Source organism: Maribacter flavus (genome assembly GCF_008386635.1).
Lineage (GTDB): Bacteria > Bacteroidota > Bacteroidia > Flavobacteriales > Flavobacteriaceae > Maribacter > Maribacter flavus.
Genome location: NZ_VUOE01000001.1, coordinates 1,368,822 through 1,389,824, shown reverse-complemented (window position 1 = coordinate 1,389,824; position 21,003 = coordinate 1,368,822). Strand labels below are relative to the sequence as shown.

20 protein-coding genes are annotated in these 21,003 nt (G+C 43.6%); 9 read left to right on the top strand and 11 right to left on the bottom strand.

All coding sequences use genetic code 11. The features are described 5' to 3' along the window. Positions 1–302 precede the first annotated feature (302 nt). The 6 genes from F0361_RS06130 to trhO all read right to left on the bottom strand — a co-directional run bounded on the left by F0361_RS06130 (position 303) and on the right by trhO (position 6,965). Positions 303–959, bottom strand: coding sequence for a CoA transferase subunit B (locus F0361_RS06130; protein ID WP_138257312.1), 657 nt, complete (start codon positions 957–959; stop codon positions 303–305). A gap of 1 nt (position 960) precedes the next feature. Continuing rightward, positions 961–1,662 carry a CoA transferase subunit A gene (locus F0361_RS06125; protein ID WP_154917654.1) on the bottom strand — a complete coding sequence of 234 codons (702 nt, stop codon included), beginning with the start codon at positions 1,660–1,662 and terminating at the stop codon, positions 961–963. A gap of 112 nt (positions 1,663–1,774) precedes the next feature. Then, on the bottom strand, positions 1,775–4,117 hold the full coding sequence (locus tag F0361_RS06120; protein ID WP_154917653.1) for a penicillin-binding protein 1A: 2,343 nt from the start codon (positions 4,115–4,117) through the stop codon (positions 1,775–1,777). Positions 4,118–4,121: 4 nt separating this feature from the next. Then, positions 4,122–4,607, bottom strand: a complete 486-nt coding sequence (locus tag F0361_RS06115; protein ID WP_154917652.1) for a gliding motility lipoprotein GldH — start codon at positions 4,605–4,607, stop codon at positions 4,122–4,124. Further along, positions 4,600–5,781, bottom strand: coding sequence for a PSP1 domain-containing protein (locus tag F0361_RS06110; RefSeq protein ID WP_154917651.1), 1,182 nt, complete (start codon positions 5,779–5,781; stop codon positions 4,600–4,602). The genes F0361_RS06115 and F0361_RS06110 overlap by 8 nt, the downstream gene beginning before the upstream one ends. Positions 5,782–5,924: 143 nt before the next feature. Then, the gene (gene trhO, locus F0361_RS06105; RefSeq protein ID WP_154917650.1) at positions 5,925–6,965 is read right to left on the bottom strand and encodes an oxygen-dependent tRNA uridine(34) hydroxylase TrhO; all 1,041 of its coding nucleotides are present in this window, start codon (positions 6,963–6,965) and stop codon (positions 5,925–5,927) included. Positions 6,966–7,296: 331 nt separating this feature from the next. On the opposite strand from trhO, the gene recA reads away from it, so the two are divergent. The 4 genes from recA to F0361_RS06085 all read left to right on the top strand — a co-directional run bounded on the left by recA (position 7,297) and on the right by F0361_RS06085 (position 11,101). After that, positions 7,297–8,304, top strand: a complete 1,008-nt coding sequence (gene recA / locus F0361_RS06100; protein WP_138256564.1) for a recombinase RecA — start codon at positions 7,297–7,299, stop codon at positions 8,302–8,304. Positions 8,305–8,508: 204 nt separating this feature from the next. Further along, on the top strand, positions 8,509–8,925 hold the full coding sequence (locus tag F0361_RS06095; protein WP_138256563.1) for a hypothetical protein: 417 nt from the start codon (positions 8,509–8,511) through the stop codon (positions 8,923–8,925). Between the two features lie 70 nt (positions 8,926–8,995). Beyond that, a complete protein-coding gene (locus tag F0361_RS06090; RefSeq protein ID WP_154917649.1) occupies positions 8,996–9,559 on the top strand; it encodes an RNA polymerase sigma factor in 564 nt (187 codons plus the stop codon). A gap of 36 nt (positions 9,560–9,595) precedes the next feature. Beyond that, the gene (locus tag F0361_RS06085) at positions 9,596–11,101 is read left to right on the top strand and encodes an outer membrane beta-barrel protein (protein WP_154917648.1); all 1,506 of its coding nucleotides are present in this window, start codon (positions 9,596–9,598) and stop codon (positions 11,099–11,101) included. Positions 11,102–11,112: 11 nt separating this feature from the next. Here the strand turns inward: F0361_RS06085 and F0361_RS06080 are convergent, their stop codons facing one another. Next, positions 11,113–11,853: a lysophospholipid acyltransferase family protein gene (locus F0361_RS06080; protein WP_154917647.1), complete on the bottom strand. Its 741-nt coding sequence runs from the start codon at positions 11,851–11,853 to the stop codon at positions 11,113–11,115. A 73-nt stretch (positions 11,854–11,926) separates the two neighbouring features. Between F0361_RS06080 and trpS the strand changes: the two genes are divergently transcribed. After that, a complete protein-coding gene (trpS, locus tag F0361_RS06075) occupies positions 11,927–12,895 on the top strand; it encodes a tryptophan--tRNA ligase (RefSeq protein ID WP_154917646.1) in 969 nt (322 codons plus the stop codon). Positions 12,896–13,166: 271 nt separating this feature from the next. Here trpS and dprA read toward each other — a convergent pair whose 3' ends face one another. Continuing rightward, the gene (dprA, locus tag F0361_RS06070; RefSeq protein WP_154917645.1) at positions 13,167–14,285 is read right to left on the bottom strand and encodes a DNA-processing protein DprA; all 1,119 of its coding nucleotides are present in this window, start codon (positions 14,283–14,285) and stop codon (positions 13,167–13,169) included. Between the two features lie 91 nt (positions 14,286–14,376). On the opposite strand from dprA, the gene F0361_RS06065 reads away from it, so the two are divergent. Next, entirely contained in the window at positions 14,377–15,339 is a 963-nt protein-coding gene (locus F0361_RS06065) for an HU domain-containing protein (protein WP_154917644.1), read from the top strand. A 58-nt stretch (positions 15,340–15,397) separates the two neighbouring features. Continuing rightward, positions 15,398–15,913, top strand: coding sequence for an acyl-CoA thioesterase (locus F0361_RS06060; protein WP_154917643.1), 516 nt, complete (start codon positions 15,398–15,400; stop codon positions 15,911–15,913). 99 nt (positions 15,914–16,012) lie between these two features. Here the strand turns inward: F0361_RS06060 and F0361_RS06055 are convergent, their stop codons facing one another. Both F0361_RS06055 and brnQ read right to left on the bottom strand, forming a co-directional pair. Then, positions 16,013–16,666, bottom strand: coding sequence for a hypothetical protein (locus F0361_RS06055; protein ID WP_154917642.1), 654 nt, complete (start codon positions 16,664–16,666; stop codon positions 16,013–16,015). A gap of 80 nt (positions 16,667–16,746) precedes the next feature. Then, positions 16,747–18,051: a branched-chain amino acid transport system II carrier protein gene (gene brnQ / locus F0361_RS06050; RefSeq protein WP_154917641.1), complete on the bottom strand. Its 1,305-nt coding sequence runs from the start codon at positions 18,049–18,051 to the stop codon at positions 16,747–16,749. Positions 18,052–18,299: 248 nt separating this feature from the next. Between brnQ and F0361_RS06045 the strand changes: the two genes are divergently transcribed. Beyond that, complete coding sequence (locus tag F0361_RS06045) at positions 18,300–18,515, top strand: hypothetical protein (protein WP_154917640.1); 216 nt, start codon at positions 18,300–18,302, stop codon at positions 18,513–18,515. 147 nt (positions 18,516–18,662) lie between these two features. Here the strand turns inward: F0361_RS06045 and thiL are convergent, their stop codons facing one another. After that, on the bottom strand, positions 18,663–19,712 hold the full coding sequence (gene thiL, locus F0361_RS06040; RefSeq protein ID WP_154917639.1) for a thiamine-phosphate kinase: 1,050 nt from the start codon (positions 19,710–19,712) through the stop codon (positions 18,663–18,665). 61 nt (positions 19,713–19,773) lie between these two features. Between thiL and F0361_RS06035 the strand changes: the two genes are divergently transcribed. Next, positions 19,774–21,003: a choice-of-anchor B family protein gene (locus F0361_RS06035; RefSeq protein ID WP_154917638.1), complete on the top strand. Its 1,230-nt coding sequence runs from the start codon at positions 19,774–19,776 to the stop codon at positions 21,001–21,003.

The following is a 21,003-nucleotide window of genomic DNA, read 5'->3' as shown; positions in this document are numbered from 1 at the left end:
GTTGCTCTTTACAGTTAATTTCATTTGCTTTTGACCTAAAGCATGAAAAGCTTTTTCGTCAAACGTACAAAACCACTAAAAAAATCATTATGGTATACTTGCACTTTTTCTTCTCTCGGAATGTAATTCTGGGTATCCATCTTTGGTTAAGTTTTGCTTTTACTTTGGGTTAAAAAATATCAGTGACGTAAATATAGGTACAAAGAGAAGCTGTTTGTGAATTATTGTTGTGAAGTTATCCCAAAATGTTGTGAATAAATCAAGGTATTTGATTTATCCGATGAAATGCAATCGTTGTAGTGTTAGTCCAATTTCATTTCAGGAATGTCCCCGGACACGATAAGTGTACCTTCCGTAGCCTGTTTTATTTCTTCCACGGATACTCCTGGCGCACGTTCCAACAGGATAAAACCTTCTGGGCCTATTTCCAGTACCGCAAGGTTCGTCACAATTTTTTTTACACACTTTACGCCCGTGAGCGGTAGGGTGCATCTTTTTAATAATTTGGATTCCCCGGCCCTATTGGTATGCATCATCGCCACGATAATATCTTCTGCGGATGATACCAAATCCATCGCTCCTCCCATTCCTTTGACCATTTTTCCCGGTATTTTCCAATTGGCAATATCCCCGTTTTCAGCAACTTCCATAGCCCCTAAAATGGTAAGGTCTACATGTTTGCCCCGTATCATGGAAAAACTGGTGGCCGAATCGAAAAAGGAGGCACCGGGCAAGGTTGTAATGGTTTGTTTACCTGCATTTATAATATCTGCATCCTCTTCACCTTCAAAAGGAAACGGGCCCATTCCCAATACGCCATTTTCGCTCTGAAATTCTACACTAATATCGTCACGTACAAAGTTTGCCACCAGTGTAGGTATACCGATACCGAGGTTCACGTAATAACCGTCCTTTACTTCTTTGGCGATACGTTTTGCAATTCCGTTTTTATCTAACATTTTAATTTCTTTTTCGTACGGTTCGTTGTTCGATTCTTTTCTCATAACCTTCTCCTTTGAAGATTCTTTGGACAAAAATCCCCGGAACATGTATTTGATTGGGGTCCAAAGACCCCGCGGGTACCAGTTCCTCTACTTCGGCTACTGTGATTTTTGCCGCACCACACATAACCGGATTAAAATTTCGGGCCGTTCCCTTAAAAATGAGGTTGCCGGCCTCATCGCCCTTCCATGCCTTGACGAAGGAAAAATCGGCTTTGAAAGCTTCCTCAAGCACATACATTTTTCCATTGAACTCCCTAGTTTCTTTGCCTTCCGCGACTTCGGTGCCGTAGCCTGCCGGGGTGAAAAAAGCCGGAAACCCACCTTGAGCGGCGCGGCACTTTTCTGCCAAGGTACCTTGGGGGGTCAGTTCCACCTCCAGTTCCCCACTAAGCATTTGCCTTTCAAATTCATCGTTTTCGCCCACGTAGGAGGAAATCATTTTTTTTATCTGACGCTTTTGAAGTAAAAGCCCTAAACCAAAGTCATCTACACCTGCGTTGTTGGAAATACAGGTGATGTCCTTTATGCCCAATCGTACCAATTCCTCTATGGCCTTCTCCGGAATTCCGCATAATCCGAATCCGCCGAGCATAAATGTCATACCATCTTGAACCCCGGCAAGCGCTTCCGATACATTTGAAACCGTTTTTCTAATCATATCTGTACATTAAATGTCATATTACTAAAATAACGCTTTTAAACTGAACAAAATAAAAAAGCCTCGATGTATACCGAAGCTTTTTTAAAAATTTTACAATCGTTGACTTTCATTAAAAATCCAAATCTTCAAGGTCGTCCTCAAGCTCAATATCCTTCTGTTGGTCTTCAATAAATTGGGTACAATCTGTGACAATGGTCATATCTTCCGGCTTTTCAAAGTCTTCCTTGGATACGCCCAATTCCTCGTTCGCATAATTCTTTTTCATATACAATCCCCATATGGGCAATGCCATGGAGGCTCCTTGGCCATAAAGTATATTTTTAAAATGGATGGAACGCTCTTCGCCACCTACCCAAACACCGGTGACCAAATTAGGCACCATACCCATAAACCAACCATCGCTATTGTTTTGGGTGGTTCCCGTTTTCCCGGCAATGGGATTGGTGAGCTCATATGGGTATCCGGTAATAATCTCTTTATATACCGTATTATTCTTGTTATAAGCATGTCTCAGACGCGTACCTGAACCACCTTGGGTTACCCCTTTCATCAAATCGATCATGGCATAAGAGACTTCCTTGCTCAACACATCTTTCGTCTCTGGAACATATTCATACAATACGGTCCCGTTTTTATCCTCAATTCTGGTTACCATAACGGGTTTTACATAGACCCCTTGGTTGGCAAAGGCCCCATAGGCCCCAACCATATCATAAATATTGGCATCCAGGGTTCCTAGTGCTATGGAGGGCACTTCCGGTACTTCCCCAGATATCCCAAGGTTTTTTGCAATGGAGACTACTGATTTTGGCCCCACCTTATCAATTAATTGTGCCGTAACGGTATTTACCGAATTTGCCAAGGCATTTTTTAAGGTCATTTCTTTACCCGAGTACTTTAAATCGGAATTTCTTGGGCACCAAGCCTCCATGTTTCCATGTTTGCCCGCCTCTATGCAATATTGTGTATCCGGTAGTTTTTCACAGGGCGAAAGTCGGAGTTGATCTATGGCGGCGGCATATACAAATGGCTTGAACGTAGAACCTACCTGCCGGGCCCCTTGTATTACGTTATCGTATTGAAAATGCTTGTAATTAATACCCCCAACCCAAGCCTTTACATGGCCTGTTTGAGGCTCCATGGACATCATCGCCGCCCTTAAAAAGGTTTTGTAGTACCTGATGGAATCCAAAGGGGTCATGACGGTATCCTTTTCGCGGGTATCGCTCTTCCAATCGAATACGGTCATTTCGGTTTTTTTGGTGAAGGAACTCTTGATTTCCTCTTCTGATTTGCCCGCTGCCTTCATCTCTCTCCAACGATCGGAGTTTTTCATGGCACGCTCCATGATTGCTTCCGTTTCTTCCGGGGTGATATCGGAGAAAGGTGTAGTTGCATTTCGTTCCTTGGTGTTTTGATTGAAAAACTCGGCCTGTAGGTTTGCCATATGGGCGTATACCGCCTCTTCCGCGTTGGCCTGCATCTTGGAATCGATCGTGGTGTATATTTTCAATCCATCCAGATAGATGTTCCATTTATCACGTTCACCGGCCAAGGCGGGTTTGGGATTTTCGTCGATCCAATCCTTCATAAAACGTTGCAAGTACATCCTAAAATAAGTGGCCAAACCTTCCCTATGGTTCTCCGGATTGTAGTTGATGTCCATTTTTAGGGCCTGCAAGGAATCCTTTTCCTGCTCGGTGATATAATCGTATTTGGCCATCTGGGCCAGCACAACGTTTCTTCGGGTTTTGACCATTTCCTCTCTTCGAAGTGGATTGAAAAGCGAAGAATTTTTGAACATACCAACCAACATGGCAGATTCCTCTATTTTCAAATCCTTGGGCTCCTTTCCAAAATAGATACGTGCTGCGGAACGAATACCATCCGCATTGTTTCCAAAATCATAAATGTTAAAGTACATGCTTATGATTTCCTCCTTGGTATAGCTTCGCTCCAAGCGTGTGGCCAATACCCATTCCTTTATTTTTTGTTTGATTGCGTCCAGTTTACTTCTGGAGCGGACCCCCACAAAAAGCTGCCGCGCCAATTGTTGACTAATGGTACTTGCCCCACCTTTGGTTCCCAAAAAGAAGAAGGCACGTACCGTTCCCCTAAAATCGATTCCGGAATGGTCCTGAAACCTGGCATCCTCCGTGGCGACCAAGGCGTTGACCAAATTCTCCGGCAAATCCTTATATTTTACATCGGTACGGTTATCGTCCAAATAAAATTTCCCCAACAACTCGCCATCTGAAGAAATTATCTGGGATGCTAGATTGGTTTGCGGGTTTTCCAAATATTCGTAAGGCGGTAGTTCACCAAAAAAACCCCATGCGGCGGAAAGAAAAATAAGTGCGACAAATGCCACACCCGAAGCAAATAGTATCCAGAACCATTTGATATATTTTGAAAAACCGGAGTTGCCTTTCTTTTCTGTCGCTTTTGCCATGAGCTTAGGGATTACTTTTTGTTATTTCAAAACCTACGTCTGTAATGCCTTCCAGGGAAATCACCCCTTGAACATTTCCGTTTTTTCGCATCGCGTGCGAAACTTCTAAAGTATATACGCCAGAATTGGCAAAAACGATGTTTTCCTTATACCATAATTTGTTCTCCTTCAAACTCCCGGAACCTTTGCCGAGCCAAGTACCGTCCGGCATTGCCATAGTGTATTCGAGGGTATCCTGTAGCACCTCGCCTTCCGGGGTATTCAATGCCGTAATTAAAAAAAGATTGCTATAGGGAAATGTATCGTCGTTACGAATATTGATGAAGATATCATATTGCTTTAGGGTATCCAATTCAGAAAACGTGAACTCCAAAACATCGTCTTTGTTCCAAACGGCCCCATTGAGACTTTTATACTCGGTTGCGACCACATTGGTATTACAGGAATGGAGAAGGATTATGGCAAACACTAAAAAAAGACAGTTACGCATTTTTTTTGCTCCTATTTCGTTTTCTATTTTTATTCGTGTTCTTTTTTCTGTTCCTGTTTCTGTTGCCTTTTGAATTTTTCTTCGGCCTATCAAAACGGGTAAGGCTATCTTGACCCACTACATTTTCAAAAACTACCTTATCCTCAACAATATTGTCCGCTGCATAAATTTCAAGGCTTGGAACTTTTTCTTTTTTCTTGTTTTTTTCGATGATCTCGTTCACCTGGTCCTTGGAGAGGACATGCCAATTGGCCGGTTCATCCTTGTATGAAAACCAAAGCAGTTCCTTGAAAATATCCGTTTTTTGACAGAAGGCCAATCCCTTTTCCGTAAACAGTTTGGTGTCCTGTGGTGGAAAGTCCTTTAAGGCATCCAGGTAAACGTCCAGCTCATAATTAAGGCAGCATTTCAGTTTACCGCATTGTCCCGCCAATTTTTGGGGATTTAACGAGAGTTGTTGATAACGTGCGGCAGAGGTGCTTACGGACCTGAAATCCGTTAACCAGGTGGAACAGCACAACTCTCTTCCGCAAGACCCGATACCGCCCAAACGTTGGGCTTCTTGCCTATAGCCTATTTGCCGCATTTCGATACGGATACCAAAGGCCTTGGCCATATCCTTGATCAATTGACGGAAATCAACCCGGTCCTCCGCGGTATAATAAAAAGTCGCTTTAGATCCATCACCTTGAAATTCCACATCTGAAATCTTCATCTGCAGATTTAGGATAATTGCGATTTCCCTGGACCGTTTTTTTATTTCCTCTTCCCGGTTACGGCACTTCTGCCAGATATCGATGTCCTTTTGCGTGGCCTTTCTGTATACTTTGGGAATTTCCTCTTTGGAAGGGTCTATTTTTTTACGTTTCATTTGTACACGGACCAGTTCGCCCGTGAGGGTCACCATGCCAACGTCATGACCCGACTGTGCCTGAGTGGCAACCACATCCCCAATGGATAAGGATAGGTTTTCCGTATTTCTAAAGAATTCCTTTCTACTGTTTTTAAATCGTACCTCCACATACTCAAATGGACGCTCTCCGTTGGGAAGCGACATGTTTGAAAGCCAATCAAAAACAGTTAATTTATTGCAACCATCTGTACCGCAAGTACCGTTATTCTTGCATCCCTTTGGTTGTCCATCCTTGCCGGTAGAACAACTACTACAACCCATATTTTATATATTGATTTGGCCCAATCCCAAAAGATTTGCCAAACTAGGTTCATAAAAAATCTTCTTGTAAAGATAATGAAAATCTATGCGAAAAAAAGAGCACTTAATTTACCCTAATGTTGATATGTGGATTTTCAGTAGACCTAAACAGATTGCTTTTTAAACTTGAGAACCTCTGAGCGCCCTTTTTTAAAGATTTTGTTGCTTACCACTTTCCCTTTTCTCAGGGCCTTTTGTTCTTCGTAAGGCAATGCATGTATCTCCTTACAATGGTCCGAACAACAATCGTTCATTTTTTCCGCACATTTTTTACATTGAATGAACAGAAGGTGACAGGCCTCATTGGCACAGTTTACATGGTCATCGCAGGGTTCCCCACATTGATGGCATTGGGAAATGATATCATCGCTGATGCGTTCGCCCCTTCTATGGTCGAACACAAAGTTTTTGCCCAAAAATTTGTTCTCCAGTTTCAGTTGTTCTACTTGTCTGGCATATTCGATTATACCCCCTTCCAGTTGGTAGACCTGTTTGAAACCTTTGTGTTTGTAATAGGCACTGGCCTTTTCGCAACGGATGCCTCCGGTACAGTACATGACCAATTTCTTATCTTCTTTGTGGTCCTGAAGGTCCTTTTCAATGATATCCAAGGAATCCCTAAACGTATCCACATCTGGCGTGATGGCATTCTTAAAATGACCGATTTCGCTTTCATAATGATTTCTCATATCTACCAAGACGGTATCCGGGTCTTCTATGAGCTCATTGAATTTCTCCGCATTCACGTGAACCCCTTTGTTGGTTACATCGAAGGTGGCATCGTTAAGGCCATCGGCCAGGATTTTATGCCGTACCTTGACCTTTAATTTTAAAAAGGACATATTGTCCTGTTCTATGGCGATGTTCAATCGCACATTTTCCAAAAAGGTAATACTATCCAAAAAATCCTTGAATCGCCCAAAGTTCCCTGCGGGAACGGACAATTGGGCGTTGATGCCTTCATGGGCTACGTAAATTCGGCCCAAGACATCCATTTCGTTCCAATGAATGAACAAATGATTTCTAAAAATGACAGGATTGCCAATGTGTGCATATTTATAGAAAGAAATGGTCAGGCGATCCTGACCGGCCTCTTCAATGAGGGCCGCCCTTTCCTTTGCACTTAAGGTATTGTACAGTTGCATGCTATACGAATAGTTAAGTTAACAAATTTTGAAGGGCAAAGATATAAAATCCCGTAGGAAGGTCGGTTACCTATTCCGCATAAAAAAAGCCCCGAATAATTCGAGGCTCTTCGTTCGGCCATCCCTGCTTTTCTTCTTCACAGCATTGTTTGAGTTAGTTTCTATCAAGAAATGGCCATCAAAACCAGTGACACTAAAACCCACCAACAAAACATGTTTTGCCGGTTTGCTTTTTAAGTAGATAAGAAAAGTTGCAAATGGTTGCGTTCAAAAACCGAATATTCTTTTTTAAGAAAAGAAACACTAATTTAGCGTTCCTAAAAAACACACAATGAGTTCCGAAAAAGAAGCCAAATTAAAAGCCCTGAAACTGACCCTTGATAAACTGGATAAGACCTATGGAAAAGGCGCCGTAATGAAGATGGGCGACAGTGTTGTTGAAGATGTAGAGGTAATTCCGTCAGGATCCCTGGGACTTGACATTGCCTTGGGTGTTGGAGGTTATCCACGCGGAAGGGTTATTGAGATATACGGGCCTGAATCTTCTGGAAAGACTACCTTGACATTACATGCCATTGCCGAGGCACAGAAAAAGGGTGGAATTGCGGCCTTTATTGATGCGGAACACGCGTTCGACCGTTTTTATGCCAAAAAGTTGGGTGTGGATATCGATAATCTCATCATATCCCAACCGGATAACGGTGAGCAGGCCTTGGAAATCGCCGATAATTTGATTCGTTCCGGAGCGATTGATATTGTAATCGTGGATTCCGTGGCAGCTTTGACGCCCAAGAGCGAGATTGAAGGCGAAATGGGCGATTCAAAAATGGGATTGCATGCCAGATTGATGTCACAGGCATTACGTAAATTAACAAGTTCCATAAGCAAGACCCATTGTACGGTGATTTTCATCAACCAGCTGCGGGAGAAAATTGGGGTGATGTTCGGTAACCCTGAAACAACAACAGGGGGTAATGCCCTAAAATTCTATGCTTCGGTCCGATTGGACATTAGACGTTCTACACAGATAAAAGATACGGACGGAAACATTCAAGGTAACAAGACCCGGGTAAAAGTGGTCAAGAACAAGGTTGCGCCTCCATTCAGGACCACCGAGTTCGACATCATGTACGGCGAGGGAATCTCCAAGGTAGGAGAAATCATTGACCTTGGCGTGGAGTACGAAATCATTAAGAAAAGTGGTTCCTGGTTCAGTTACGGCGATACCAAACTAGGGCAGGGTAGGGATGCAGTCAAAACACTTTTAATGGACAATCCTGAATTACTGGATGAATTGGACGGCAAAATTCGTGAAGCCCTCAACGCGGTCAACAACTAAACTCGGTTGTAAGGTATCTATGGGGTTTTAGATCCGAAAAGAGTTTCTCGATTTACTGTAGGATTTCAAAAATATTGCCAGAACCAACAAGTTCAATCCTTTTGTCCCATTATCTTATTAAATCAAATCCCTCATTAATTAGTGGGGGATACTACGCAACCTTTAGGGGGTATTTTCATCTTTCTTATAAAAGAAATTGTAACGATGATTAAAAAATATACCCTAGTGGTTGCGTTTTTCGCTTTGGTGTTGGGAAGTTGTTCCCTAGAAGATGATGAACCCAACTTTAATTTTAAGGCATTGCGCATAGAAAGTGCGGAATTACCGGAATCCTTCAATTTGAACGAAACCTATCAGATAAAGGTAACCTATTTATTGCCAGATGGTTGTACGCAATATGAAGGTTTTGATGTGACCAGGGAAGATACGACCGTAAGAAATGTAGTTGCCATAGGTGTTGCAATGACAGATTTGGTATCTTGTACCCAAGCGGTTATCCAAGAGGAGGCATCCTTTAACTTTATAGTTAAATATGACCAACCCTATACTTTTAGGTTCTATCAGGGGGAGAATAGTGATGGCGAACCTGAGTTTTTGGAGGTAGAGGTACCCGTCAACTAAAAGAACATTTTCGGAGTACCCTTAGGTGCCAATAAATCTCGGATTTAGAGTAAAAATACAACCAACTAATTTGTCGCAGGAAGAACTGGTACATAGATGTAAGAAAGGCGAACGCAAGGCCCAAGAGCTGTTGTACAGGCAATACGCTGGAGTACTCTTTGGTATCTGTTTGAAGTATTCCCGCAATAAAACGGAAGCAGAGGACAACCTGCATGATAGTTTTATGACAATTTATGATAAAATTGGGCAGTACGAATCCAAAGGGTCTTTTGAAGGTTGGATAAAGCGAATTACAATAAATACGGTATTACAGAAATACAGACAGCAGGAGTATTTAAGCGTAGTCAATGAGAATATTCCGGACGAGGTAACCGTAGAGCCCAATTATGCGGATATAGGACTTCCATCTTTATTGGGGTATATACAGGAACTGCCCAATAAATATAGGACAACCTTCAACTTGTATGTGCTGGACGGTTATAGCCATAAGGAAATCAGTCAGATGTTGGGAACCACAGTGGGCACCTCCAAGTCCAATTTGGCCCGCGCCAGAATGTTGTTGAAGGAAAAGATAGAAAGTAAACTGTCACAATCCATTATTGGGTTGGTGATTATTATAGGTAATTGTTTTTGATTCCATAGGGAATCCGTAGAAATATGAGTTTTGAAAATGAGTAAGAAGCATTTAGACGAATTGTTCCAGGAAAGATTCAAGGGGTTTGAGGAAACACCTGATGAAAAGGTCTGGTCTGCCATAGAAGCGTCTTTGGACAAAAAAAGGAAAAAGAGGATATTGCCCTTGTGGTGGCAACTGGCCGGAGTGGCGGCAGTCCTTATCGTTGGATTGTTACTATTTAATCCCTTTAATAGCAAGGTTTCACCGGACACCCATATTATAACAGATACGGAACAAACGGATGAAACCCCTCAATTATCAAAAGACCCTATACAGACAAAAAACGAAAATGGGCGTGAAACCGAAATGAATAGAAGTGCCGAATCCAAAGATGGTTCTAACACTATAGATGAAACTTCCGTGGCGGACACGGATACTGACTCGGATGGTACTATCTCAACCAATAAAGTCGTTAATTCTGCGGACGCCCAATCCAACATTCACTCCGGCCGATCCTATAGTGAAGCCACAAAACAGGATGGCCAGCAGATTACCAAGAATACAGGTATTGCCGAGCAATCTTTGACTAAAAAGGACGGGCAAAATACGGAAGTCGCTTCGGTTTATACTACGCAATCCAACGATACTCAAGAAAATGGTACCAGCGAAGATGCTGTTAGTGGAACGGGTGAAGTAGTTTTGAGAAATGAAACTATAGTCTCCGCGGAGAAAAATAAGAACCCTGAAACCAAGGGTGTTGACGAAAAAAAATCCCTTTATGAAGAAATTCAGGCCATGGAGGAGGAAGAAAAAGTCGCGTCCAGAACATCGGGCAATAGATGGTCTGCGGGACCTAGTATCGCGCCTGTGTATTTTGATGCTATTGGAACGGGATCTCCAGTAAGTCCCATGTTCAGTACAAATTCCAAATCCGGTAATGTCAATATGAGTTATGGGCTATCGGTAGCGTATGAAATCAGTCCAAAACTATCGGTACGTTCCGGGGTTCACAAGGTGGATTATGGGTATAATACCAATGATGTGTTTTTCACATCTTCCCTATCGGCCGCCTTTAATGAAAACCGTATTGTCAACATCAATTATGCGGAAACCGCTGAAAACATAGTGGTCTCGGCTAGTAATGCCACCTTGAACGTGGATAGCAAATCCTTTGACGTATCTGCTAGGTCTGCCAATAGATCCGGTGTCATGGCACAACAATTAGGCTATTTGGAAGTTCCCGTGGAGGTAAGCTATGCGTTGGTAAATAATAAATTCGGTGTACATGTGATCGGAGGGGTGAGTTCCCTGTTTCTTGTGGACAACGACGTAGATTTGACTTCTGGTAATCTTACCACCCAGATCGGGGAGGCCAACAATGTCAACGACCTTAACTTCAGTGCCAATTTAGGAATTGGTTTGGGGTATCAATTTTCACAACGATTGAAATTGAACGTGGAGCCGGTGTTCAAGTATCAGCTAAACACTTTTTCCAATGTTGATGGCACCTTTAACCCGTATACCATTGGAGTGTATAGTGGCATCAGTTTTAAGTTTTAAAAGAAAACATATCACATTGAGGAAAGTAGGTCTTGATAAATAACATTCCTGACCTCCTCACGCAAGGTACCCTTGTCCTCTTCGGATAAAATACCTGTTTCAAAGAACTCGTGAACCCTGGCCCTTACTAAGCCCGGCCCTCCACTAAAAAAGGTGAAGGAAAAACGCTTTTTATTGTCATGAAAGGTAATGGGTACCAAAGGTATTTTATGGGCAATGGCCATTTTAAAGGCCCCGTCCTTAAAGGTATCCAGGATGATGCTTTCGTCATCTGGCACACCGCCTTCCGGAAAAATACAGATACTAAGGCCTTGATTAAGTCGCCGCTGTGCCCTTCTGTAGACGCCCGTCCTACTTTGGGTACTGTCGCGATCCACCATAATGCAGACTCTTTTGTAAAAAAAGCCGAAAACAGGGATTTTTACCAATTCCTTTTTTCCTACGAATACAAAAGGGTTTTTGCTCACGTAAAGCATCAGCATGATATCCAACATACTGGTATGGTTGGCAACCAGCATGTAGCTTTTCCCTAGCTTCATTTTTTGGTCATAGGTGACCATTGGAGGGCATCCCATGCCATATAAGATGGGTTTCGCCCAAAGGTTTCTGGCCATCCAAAAGAATTTTGGGTACCATTCCTCCTTGGAGGCGAACAAAAGCAAGAAAGGGAAAAACAAAAATATTGGAACGGCCACAAGCACGTAAAACCAAATCCGGTAGAGCGTTTGACCAATGCGCACGAATAGTACCATGTATCAAAAATAGCGATTCTACCCTTGTTTTTTTCTATTTGTTTTACCTTTGTCGCCTTATAGAATTTAGCAAATGGCAAGAATTTTAACAGGTATCCAAAGTACCGGCACGCCCCATTTAGGAAATATCCTTGGGGCCATTATACCGGCCATAGAAATGGCGAGCGACCCAAAGAACGAATCGTTTTTGTTTATTGCAGATATGCATTCCCTTACCCAGATTAAGAATGCCGAGGTCCTGCGTGAAAATACCTATGCCATAGCCGCTGCCTGGTTGTCTTTTGGCCTAGATATCAACAAAACCGTTTTTTATAGACAGAGCGATGTTCCCCAGGTAACGGAACTTTCGTGGTACTTGAGTTGTTTTTTCCCCTATCAGCGACTTACGCTGGCACATTCCTTTAAGGACAAGGCCGATAGGCTGGAAGATGTAAATGCCGGTTTATTCACCTATCCCATGCTTATGGCCGCGGATATTCTGCTGTATGATGCCCACATCGTCCCGGTTGGAAAGGACCAATTGCAACATATTGAAATGACACGGGACGTAGCGCACCGATTTCACGCGCAATTGGGAGAGACCTTTGTGGTTCCCGAAGGAAAAGTACAGGAAGAGACCATGTACGTTCCGGGGACCGATGGTGCCAAAATGAGTAAAAGCAGGGGGAATCTTATCAATTTGTTTCAGCCCGATAAAAAACTGCGCAAACAGATAATGGGCATCCAAACCGATAGTACCCCTATGGAAGATCCCAAGGACCCAACTAGGGACAATGTGTTCGCCCTCTATAAATTAATGGCTTCCAAGTCTCAAATTGAAGAGATGACCGCGAACTATCTGGGAGGCAATTATGGATATGGGCATGCCAAACAGGCCTTGTACGAACTGCTTCTGAACAAGTTTGAGGAACCCCGGGAAAAATTTGAGTACTATATGAACCATTTGGACGAAGTGGACGAAGCTTTGGCCCTGGGAGCCGAAAAGGCCAAAAAAGTGGCAGACGGCGTTTTGTCCAGGGTACGGGAAAAGTTGGGGTATTAGGTCCACTTACTCCCTTCGATACTTTACCAGCGCTCACCACGGGCGGAGGGGAATTTGTTCCTTACTTTTTGTAATTGGGCCTCCTGAATTTTCAAAGGATAAAAGCATCAAATTTAAGTTAACCGACCAGCTGGTCGGTTTTGTGTTTTATGTTGCATTCAATTTTTTGGAAAGGAACGGTAAGGCTCCGTTCTTTATCGGTGAATGGCGTAAAGCCCGTCCATTTTAATTTGGGTCCCAATGCAGACAAACCGTGTGGTCTGTAAAAATCCTACACCGCCTCGAACAATTTACCCGGCAAGGGCCGTATGACCCCTTTCATTTCCATGGAAAGTAAGGTTGCAGAGGTCTTAAAAATGGGCAATTGGCAATCGAACGCTATGCTGTCCAGCAATTGTTTTCCCTCCCGTTGTAAATAGGAATAAATTCTTTGTTCTATTTCGTCCAGATCAATGAATAATTGCTTTTGAACGGCTTTGGCATGGGTTTCCTGGAGGTCCCAGTTCAAAAGATAGATCAGATCTGCCGCTGAGGTCAACATCTGGGCCTTTTGTTGCTTGATGAGGTTGTTGCAGCCAACGCTGTATTTATCCGTACTTCTTCCCGGAAGGGCGAACACGTCGCGGTTATAACTGTTCGCGATATCTGCTGTGACCAGACTTCCTCCTTTTTCGGCAGATTCCACCACAACGGTCGCTTCGCTCATCCCGGCGATAATCCTGTTGCGTTTTAGGAAATTCTCCCGTTCCGGACTGCTGGTGCTCCAGAATTCCGTAAAGAACCCGCCATTATGCAGGACATCGGATTGATATTTCTTGTGCACTTTAGGGTAAATCTGGTTTAGGCCATGTGCCAAACAGCCTATGGTCTGCAAGCCTTGATTAATGGCTTCGCGCTGAATGCAGATGTCCACACCGTAGGCGAACCCGCTTACGATTACGGGATTTAGCGGCATCAAATCGGCAATGAACTGTTCGCAAAAGGCGGTACCGTAACTGGTAATGTTCCGCGTCCCCACCACACTAATGATTTTTCGGCCTTCCAAATCGATATTTCCCTGCTTGAATAGAAGTATCGGGCTATCGATACAATTGCGCAGATGCCTGGGATATTCGGTATCTTCAAAATAGGCGACCTCTATTTCATTATCCAGGATAAATTGGTATTCCTTTTCGGCATCGGAATGGTTCGCGGCATCGTACAGGTGTTTTAGCGTGTAGGTGCCAATACCATCGATCTTTAATAGCTGGTTTTGTTTCTGCCTGAAAATTTCCTGCGGACTTCCGCAATGGGCAATCAATCTTTTGGCAATGACATCGCCAATATTGGGTACGTTCTGCAAGCGTAAAATTGCAATCAACTCATCCGCAGTATGTTGTATAAAGCTCATTTTTTATCCACCAGGGATTACAAATATAATGTTAATAAAAAGTTATGTCCGTAATTTTGTGAAGCCCTATTTTTTTTGATATTTGCCAACGATGGTCGTAGAGCACTATATAAGCGAATTACTATATCGATACAATTGTGTGGTGGTGCCCAACTTTGGGGCCTTCCTTACACAGCGTACCTCCGCGCGTATCAACGACATTACCAATACCTTTTTTGCCCCCGCCAAGTCCATATCTTTCAACGAGCAATTGATTTCGAACGACGGTCTGCTGGTTTCGTACATCGCCGAAGCTGAAAAATCCTCTTTTGAGGATATTCTGTCCAAAATAGAAACGATTACCAAACAGTGGAAAAGTACTTTGAACGCCGGGGAAAAACTGAGTCTTAAGAACATTGGCCTATTGTGGAACAATGCCGAAAACAGGATTCAGTTTCAACCTTTTTACGAAGTCAATTACCTTACTTCTTCCTTTGGATTGTCATCGTTTAAGTCGATTCCCGTGACACGGGAAGTACTTAAGGAGGAGGTAGAAGCCATTGAAGAAAAGATTCCCTTTATCATTAGCCCTGAAAAAAGAGAGAAGACCCGTTTTAGGCCGTATTTGAAATATGCCGCAATTTTGTTGTTGGCCATTTCCGTCGGGTTTACGGGCTATCAGGTGTTCAACAACGGATTACAATCCCAGCAGGTAGTTAGGGAAGATGCGAAAAAGGAAGTTGAAAGACAGATACAGGAAGCTACTTTTTTCAACACCGCTCCTTTGGAACTTCCCACGGTGAGCGTGGATGCCGTTTCCACGGCCTCGGTAAAGGTAGAAGAGGCCGCCAAACACCATATTGTGGCCGGAGCCTTTCGGGTAAAGGCGAATGCCGACAGAAAAATCGCTTCCCTACAGAGCAAAGGGTACAAGGCCGCATATTACGGTACCAATGCCTATGGACTTCACGTGGTTACCTATGACCGATTTACAGATCCCAAGAAGGCCCTGACCGAATTACGTCGCATCAAGGGTAGCGAGTCCAAGGATGCCTGGCTGCTTTCCGAAAAATAACCGGCTTATTTTCCCTTAGAATTTTTGTTGCTCGTATCTTTGCGGAAAAATTTCGTCTATGACACCGAAAACGCCTTCAGAATCGAGAACAACCATGACCGATATGGTCCTGCCCAGTGAGACCAATGCCCTCCAGAACCTTTTTGGCGGGGAACTGTTGGCACGTATGGACCGTGCGGCAAGTATTGCCGCTGGCAGGCATAGTAGGAGGATTACGGTAACCGCCTCGGTCAACCATGTCGCCTTTAATTTGGCGGTGCCCTTGGGGAGCGTTGTTACGGTGGAAGCGGCCGTTTCACGGGCCTATACAACGTCCATGGAGGTGTATTTGGACGTGTGGATCGAGGATCGTTATAACGGAAAAAGAACCAAGGCCAATGAGGCCATTTATACTTTTGTAGCCGTGGACGAAACCGGAAAACCAACCGAAGTACCGCCTTTACAACCGGAAACCGATCTGGAAAAGGAACGCTATGCAGGCGCACTGCGTAGAAAACAGTTGAGCTTGGTCTTGGCGGGCAAAATGAAGCCCAACGAGGCTACGGAACTAAAGGCTCTTTTTATGCAAGGGTAACATCAAATAGCTATTATACTTGTGGCTGAAAGGAATTAAAAGAACTGGTTTTTAGCTTAGATATTTTCCTCCGTTATTTATTAGTTTCCAGTCAAAAGTTTATACTTCTAAATTCTGATTTAATCGTAAATATTGGTCTTTGTTCAAGTCGTCCAAAGTATAAATCGAGAACTTCTGCCTGTCAGTTGTTTGTCCGACAATATTGTGGAACGTCTTTTTATTGGAATAAGAGTAATATGTCACCCGACTAGATTTAAAAATTCCCCAGCTTTTAATTTCTTCGTTGCAAAAGTGTTGGGTAAGTATACTGAAATCAAAAAAAGATATTTGATTTGGACAATCAATTTTCAAGTTTTGAATACCGCTTATTTTGAAATTCTCAAATTTTAAATCTCCATCATAAAATTCCAGAAAAACCCTTATTACAGATTCCGCTTTTCTTTTAGAAGCTTGGGTAAGAATTATTTTGTCCCCATTTGAAAAATCCAATTTCAAATTTCCAGTTGAAGGGTATTTTTCAAGTCCATCGCAACCATCGTACTTTTCGATTATATTCCAACCAAAGGCTTTCTCCAACCCATAACCAACAAACCAAATCGGGCTTGTAACCCAAGTAATTGGTCTAAACAGTCGAGGTTGGCACATACTAACCAAACCTAATACAATTTCCTTAAAATCTTTTACGAAGGTATGGGCAAGACCAACGAGGAGTAGGAAAAATATAATAACAAAAATATAGAGAATTATTTCCACAGGCTTTTGAAGGTGTACAATTTATTAATACAGACTATTAACGGTTTATAAATCTAGTATAAACGGAACTCAAATACTTATTATCTTTCTGATTTTGACCACTCCCAAAACCCAATAGCATTTACGATCATAAAAACCACTAATGCCGGCAATACCCATCCTAAACTGTACTGTCGTAGGGGTATCCATTCGAGTATTCCCCCTTTGGAGACTAGGGGGCTTCCCATTGTGGCAAGAAAATCTGGGATACTGAATAGGATGGTGGTAGCAACTACGGCTTTAAAGACCTTTGAGGTGGCATAATTTTGGGGGAGGACGTTCAGTAAAATGAGTACAATGGTAATGGGGTAGATGATCATCAAGGCCGGTAAGGCCACTGCAATGATATAGGAAACGTTGAACTGCCCCATGATGACTCCCAACAGGCACCCGGTAATGGCGGTTATGAGGTAGGCTTTTTGGGAATTTTGAAATCGGGAGCGGATAAAATCCGAGGTTCCCGTAACGATGCCCACGGCCGTAGTGAAACATGCCAAGGCCACAAGGATACTGAGAAAAAGATTGCCTATGGAACCTAAGGACAAGGTGGCCATCCCGGATAAAAGTCCGGTGCGGGAGATATCGTCCTCAAAAGCATTCTTTACTAGGGCCCCTGAAAGGATAAGGCCTGTGTATATCAAAAACAACCCAAGCCCTGCCAGCCAACCGGCGCTGCCAATTAGGGCTTTTTTTTCCACATAGGAAGCCTGCTTTTGGTTGATATTGGTGGATACGATAATAACCCCTCCCACCACCACGGCCCCAATAGCATCAAAGGTCTGGTAGCCTTCTAAGATGCCGTTCGTGAAAGGGTTCCCAAAAGCGGTATGCGGGAATTGGTATTCAAATGAAAAGGTAATAACGCCAATAATGGCGATGAGGATCAATAGGATAGCTGGGGTCAGTAATTTTCCCACGATGTCCAATATTTTGGATCGGTTCATCACAAAAACGAACACCAAGGCAAAATACAGGATGCTGGTAAGCAAGGGTGGAGTCTCAAAGAACGGGGCAATGGCCATTTCATGGGTCACGGAGGCCGTTCTGGGAGAGGGTAGGCTGATGGATATCGCATAGACCACCAAGGAATAACCCAGGCTAAAGGCGGGCGATACCTTTTTGCCAAAGTCGAAAATAGTGCCCTGCAATCTGGCATGGGCCAAAATTCCCAATAAGGGAATTAGCACGGCCGAAGCACAAAACCCCAGTGTTACCAACCCCCATAAATCCCCAGATTTAAAACCCAATTGCGGAGGCAAAATAAGGTTGCCCGCACCAAAAAATAGGGAGAACAGGGCAAAGGCCGTGACCCAAGTTGCCTTTGTTCGAAATGTTTTTGGAATCATGATGGGAAGATAGGCCAAAAACGGGAATCACCTTTCCAAAAAACAAGACCTATAAAATTTTAAGGTTGACCACATTTTTGGGCAGGCTCACAACAAATTATGGTTCAGGCGATTAAAAAGTCATACCTTGACAATAATTATTGAAAACAGGACGTTTTCTTAAGGCAACAAACAAAACGACATTTAAAACCAGCATTTTTTCACGATTCCCCAAATCGAACCAAATGTGAACCTAAAAATCCTACGGCATGAAAAAACTTTTCTGCACCATTTTTGGACATCACTACGCAGTTTCCAAAAAAGTGACATCCCATATCAAGGAGTACAAATGTATCCACTGCAAAAAAGAGGTCACCACGGACGTAAGTGGTAACTTATCCATTTTAACCCCAGAATTGCAGGATATAAATAAAACCTTGGAACGTATTTACCAATATAGACACAGCGAGCATCAGGTAGCCTAATCCTGAAGCGAAAATATACCCGGTTTTGGAACCTTAGTTTTCAAAACCCCACAGAATTCCTGGAAATTAAGTACGCATTTTTAATCTTACCTGTCGTATGCCCCACAACGGTTAAGTAAAGAACAGCGCTTTTTTTTCAGGATTTTTTTATTCAGATTGAAACGAATTCCAACCCTGTGCCTTCAAAGGAATCAACGTTTCCGCACGGGTTACGAGATTCGCTCCTTGCGATTTGTCCGTCATATGGCCAATGACAGTTAGGTTGGGATTTCCCTTGATTTTTAGAAAATCGGCCTGGTCAATGGTAAACAACAATTCGTAGTCCTCACCCCCACTCAAGGCGATCATGGTACCGTCCATCTTAAATTCCTCACAGGTAGAAATGACCGTAGGGTCCAGTGGAATTTTATTTTCGTAGAGGGCACATCCTACGTCACTATTTTTACATAAATGCAATATTTCCGAGGAAAGCCCATCGCTAATATCGATCATGGAGGTAGGTCTTACCTCCAATTTGGCCAATAGTTCCACGATATCCTTTCGGGCCTCTGGTTTTAGTTGGCGCTCCACGATATAGGAATACGGCTCCAAATCTGGCTGGTTGTTGGGGTTTACCTTAAAGACTTCCTTCTCGCGTTCCAAAACTTGCAGTCCCATGTAGGCACCGCCCAGATCGCCGGTAACCACCAATAGGTCGTTTTCCTTGGCCCCGGAGCGGTAGGCTATGCTTTCTTCAGATGCTTCGCCAAGGGCCGTCACGCTGATCAACATGCCGGTTTTGGACGAAGTGGTATCGCCGCCGATCATATCCACGCCATAGGTCTCACAGGCCAATTGGATGCCAGCGTACAATTCTTCCAAGGCTTCCAAGGGAAATCTGTTGGAGACCGCTAGGGAAACCGTAATCTGGGTGGCTTTGGCGTTCATGGCATAGATATCGGACAAGTTTACCATGACCGATTTATATCCCAAATGTTTCAAGGGCATGTAGCTAAGGTCAAAGTGAACGCCTTCCACTAGCAAATCCGTAGAAAGCACCACTTTTTTATCCTTAAAATCGAGTACCGCTGCATCGTCACCAACGCCTTTGATCGTTGAAGGATGTTTTATTGTAAAATGTTGGGTCAGGTGATCGATCAGGCCAAACTCGCCCAATTTCTCCAAGGAGGTTCTTTCTTTGTTCTTGTCTTCTAGCATTTTGCAAAAGTAAACAGGATATTTTATATCGTATATTTACGAATGGGATAATTTTATACCTATGAGGTTTGCACTATTGATCATTGCGATTACGGTTTTGACCGCCTGTTCCAAGGAGGACGACGGGCCCGCGGACGGACAAGGAAACATCCAGCAGCCTGTGGTAACCTCTTTAACACCTTGCGAAAACGGATTGGCCGGGGAGTATCCTTGCAAGGGGTACGATTTGTTGGGTCACATGGCCGTGGCCGATTTTAACGCTCAGGAAGCCAACGATATTTGGGGCTGGTCGGATGCTTCCACAGGTAAGGAATACGCCTTGATGGGTCTGGACAATGGAACCGCTTTTATCGATATTACCGATACCGAAAACCTGGTTTATTTGGGCAAGTTGCCCACAGCTACCATTGCAAGTCCTTGGAGGGATATCAAAGTCATGGGGCATTTCGCCTACATTGTGGCGGAAGCATCGGGGCACGGCGTACAGGTTTTTGACCTTACCAAATTGCGGGATACGGAAGGAATTCCCAAGGAGTTTGAAGCCGATGGCCGGTACACTGGTATTGGCAACGCCCATAATATCGTCATCAATGAAAATTCAGGATTTGCCTACCCCGTGGGTACGGATAGAAACGATGCCTTTAACGGAGGTGTCCACTTTCTGGATCTTGCCAACCCAACAGAGCCCTTGGCTGCCGGTGGCTGGGGGACGAATGGCTATACCCATGATGCCCAAGTGGTTACCTATAATGGTCCGGATACCGACTACTTTGGGACCGAGCTATTTGTAGGTGCCAACGAGACACAGATCGTGCTGGTGGACATTACGGACAAGGGGAATCCCGTGGAAATTGCAACGCTGCCCTATCCGAATATCGGCTATACCCACCAGGGCTGGTTTACGGAAGACCAGCGTTATTTTATTTTGGGCGATGAGCTGGATGAGATCAATTCGGGTTTTAGATCCCGCACCTTGATTTTTGACATGTCGGACCTGGACAATCCCGTGTTGCATGATACATATCTGGGACCAACAAGTGCCATTGACCATAACGGTTATGTGATGGGGGATGAATTCTTTTTGGCCAACTACACGGCCGGGGTGCGGGTTTTGGATATTTCAGATGTGGATGCCAGAAATATTTCAGAGGTGGGTTTCTTTGACACTTATCCTCTGGACGATGAAACTAAATTTGACGGGGTTTGGAGTGTATACCCCTACTTTGAAAGCGGTAAAATTGTGGTAAGCGATATCAGTAATGGCTTTTTCGTTATCAAAAAATCCGAGTAG

Bases quoted from the DNA above. Each gene is read 5' to 3' on its own strand.
- F0361_RS06130 (WP_138257312.1), bottom strand. From the start codon at position 959: ATGTTAGATAAAAACGGAATTGCAAAACGTATCGCCAAAGAAGTAAAG.
- F0361_RS06125 (WP_154917654.1), bottom strand. From the start codon at position 1,662: ATGATTAGAAAAACGGTTTCAAATGTATCGGAAGCGCTTGCCGGGGTT.
- F0361_RS06120 (WP_154917653.1), bottom strand. From the start codon at position 4,117: ATGGCAAAAGCGACAGAAAAGAAAGGCAACTCCGGTTTTTCAAAATAT.
- F0361_RS06115 (WP_154917652.1), bottom strand. From the start codon at position 4,607: ATGCGTAACTGTCTTTTTTTAGTGTTTGCCATAATCCTTCTCCATTCC.
- F0361_RS06110 (WP_154917651.1), bottom strand. From the start codon at position 5,781: ATGGGTTGTAGTAGTTGTTCTACCGGCAAGGATGGACAACCAAAGGGA.
- trhO (WP_154917650.1), bottom strand. From the start codon at position 6,965: ATGCAACTGTACAATACCTTAAGTGCAAAGGAAAGGGCGGCCCTCATT.
- recA (WP_138256564.1), top strand. From the start codon at position 7,297: ATGAGTTCCGAAAAAGAAGCCAAATTAAAAGCCCTGAAACTGACCCTT.
- F0361_RS06095 (WP_138256563.1), top strand. From the start codon at position 8,509: ATGATTAAAAAATATACCCTAGTGGTTGCGTTTTTCGCTTTGGTGTTG.
- F0361_RS06085 (WP_154917648.1), top strand. From the start codon at position 9,596: ATGAGTAAGAAGCATTTAGACGAATTGTTCCAGGAAAGATTCAAGGGG.
- F0361_RS06080 (WP_154917647.1), bottom strand. From the start codon at position 11,853: ATGGTACTATTCGTGCGCATTGGTCAAACGCTCTACCGGATTTGGTTT.
- trpS (WP_154917646.1), top strand. From the start codon at position 11,927: ATGGCAAGAATTTTAACAGGTATCCAAAGTACCGGCACGCCCCATTTA.
- dprA (WP_154917645.1), bottom strand. From the start codon at position 14,285: ATGAGCTTTATACAACATACTGCGGATGAGTTGATTGCAATTTTACGC.
- F0361_RS06065 (WP_154917644.1), top strand. From the start codon at position 14,377: ATGGTCGTAGAGCACTATATAAGCGAATTACTATATCGATACAATTGT.
- F0361_RS06060 (WP_154917643.1), top strand. From the start codon at position 15,398: ATGACACCGAAAACGCCTTCAGAATCGAGAACAACCATGACCGATATG.
- brnQ (WP_154917641.1), bottom strand. From the start codon at position 18,051: ATGATTCCAAAAACATTTCGAACAAAGGCAACTTGGGTCACGGCCTTT.
- F0361_RS06045 (WP_154917640.1), top strand. From the start codon at position 18,300: ATGAAAAAACTTTTCTGCACCATTTTTGGACATCACTACGCAGTTTCC.
- thiL (WP_154917639.1), bottom strand. From the start codon at position 19,712: ATGCTAGAAGACAAGAACAAAGAAAGAACCTCCTTGGAGAAATTGGGC.
- F0361_RS06035 (WP_154917638.1), top strand. From the start codon at position 19,774: ATGAGGTTTGCACTATTGATCATTGCGATTACGGTTTTGACCGCCTGT.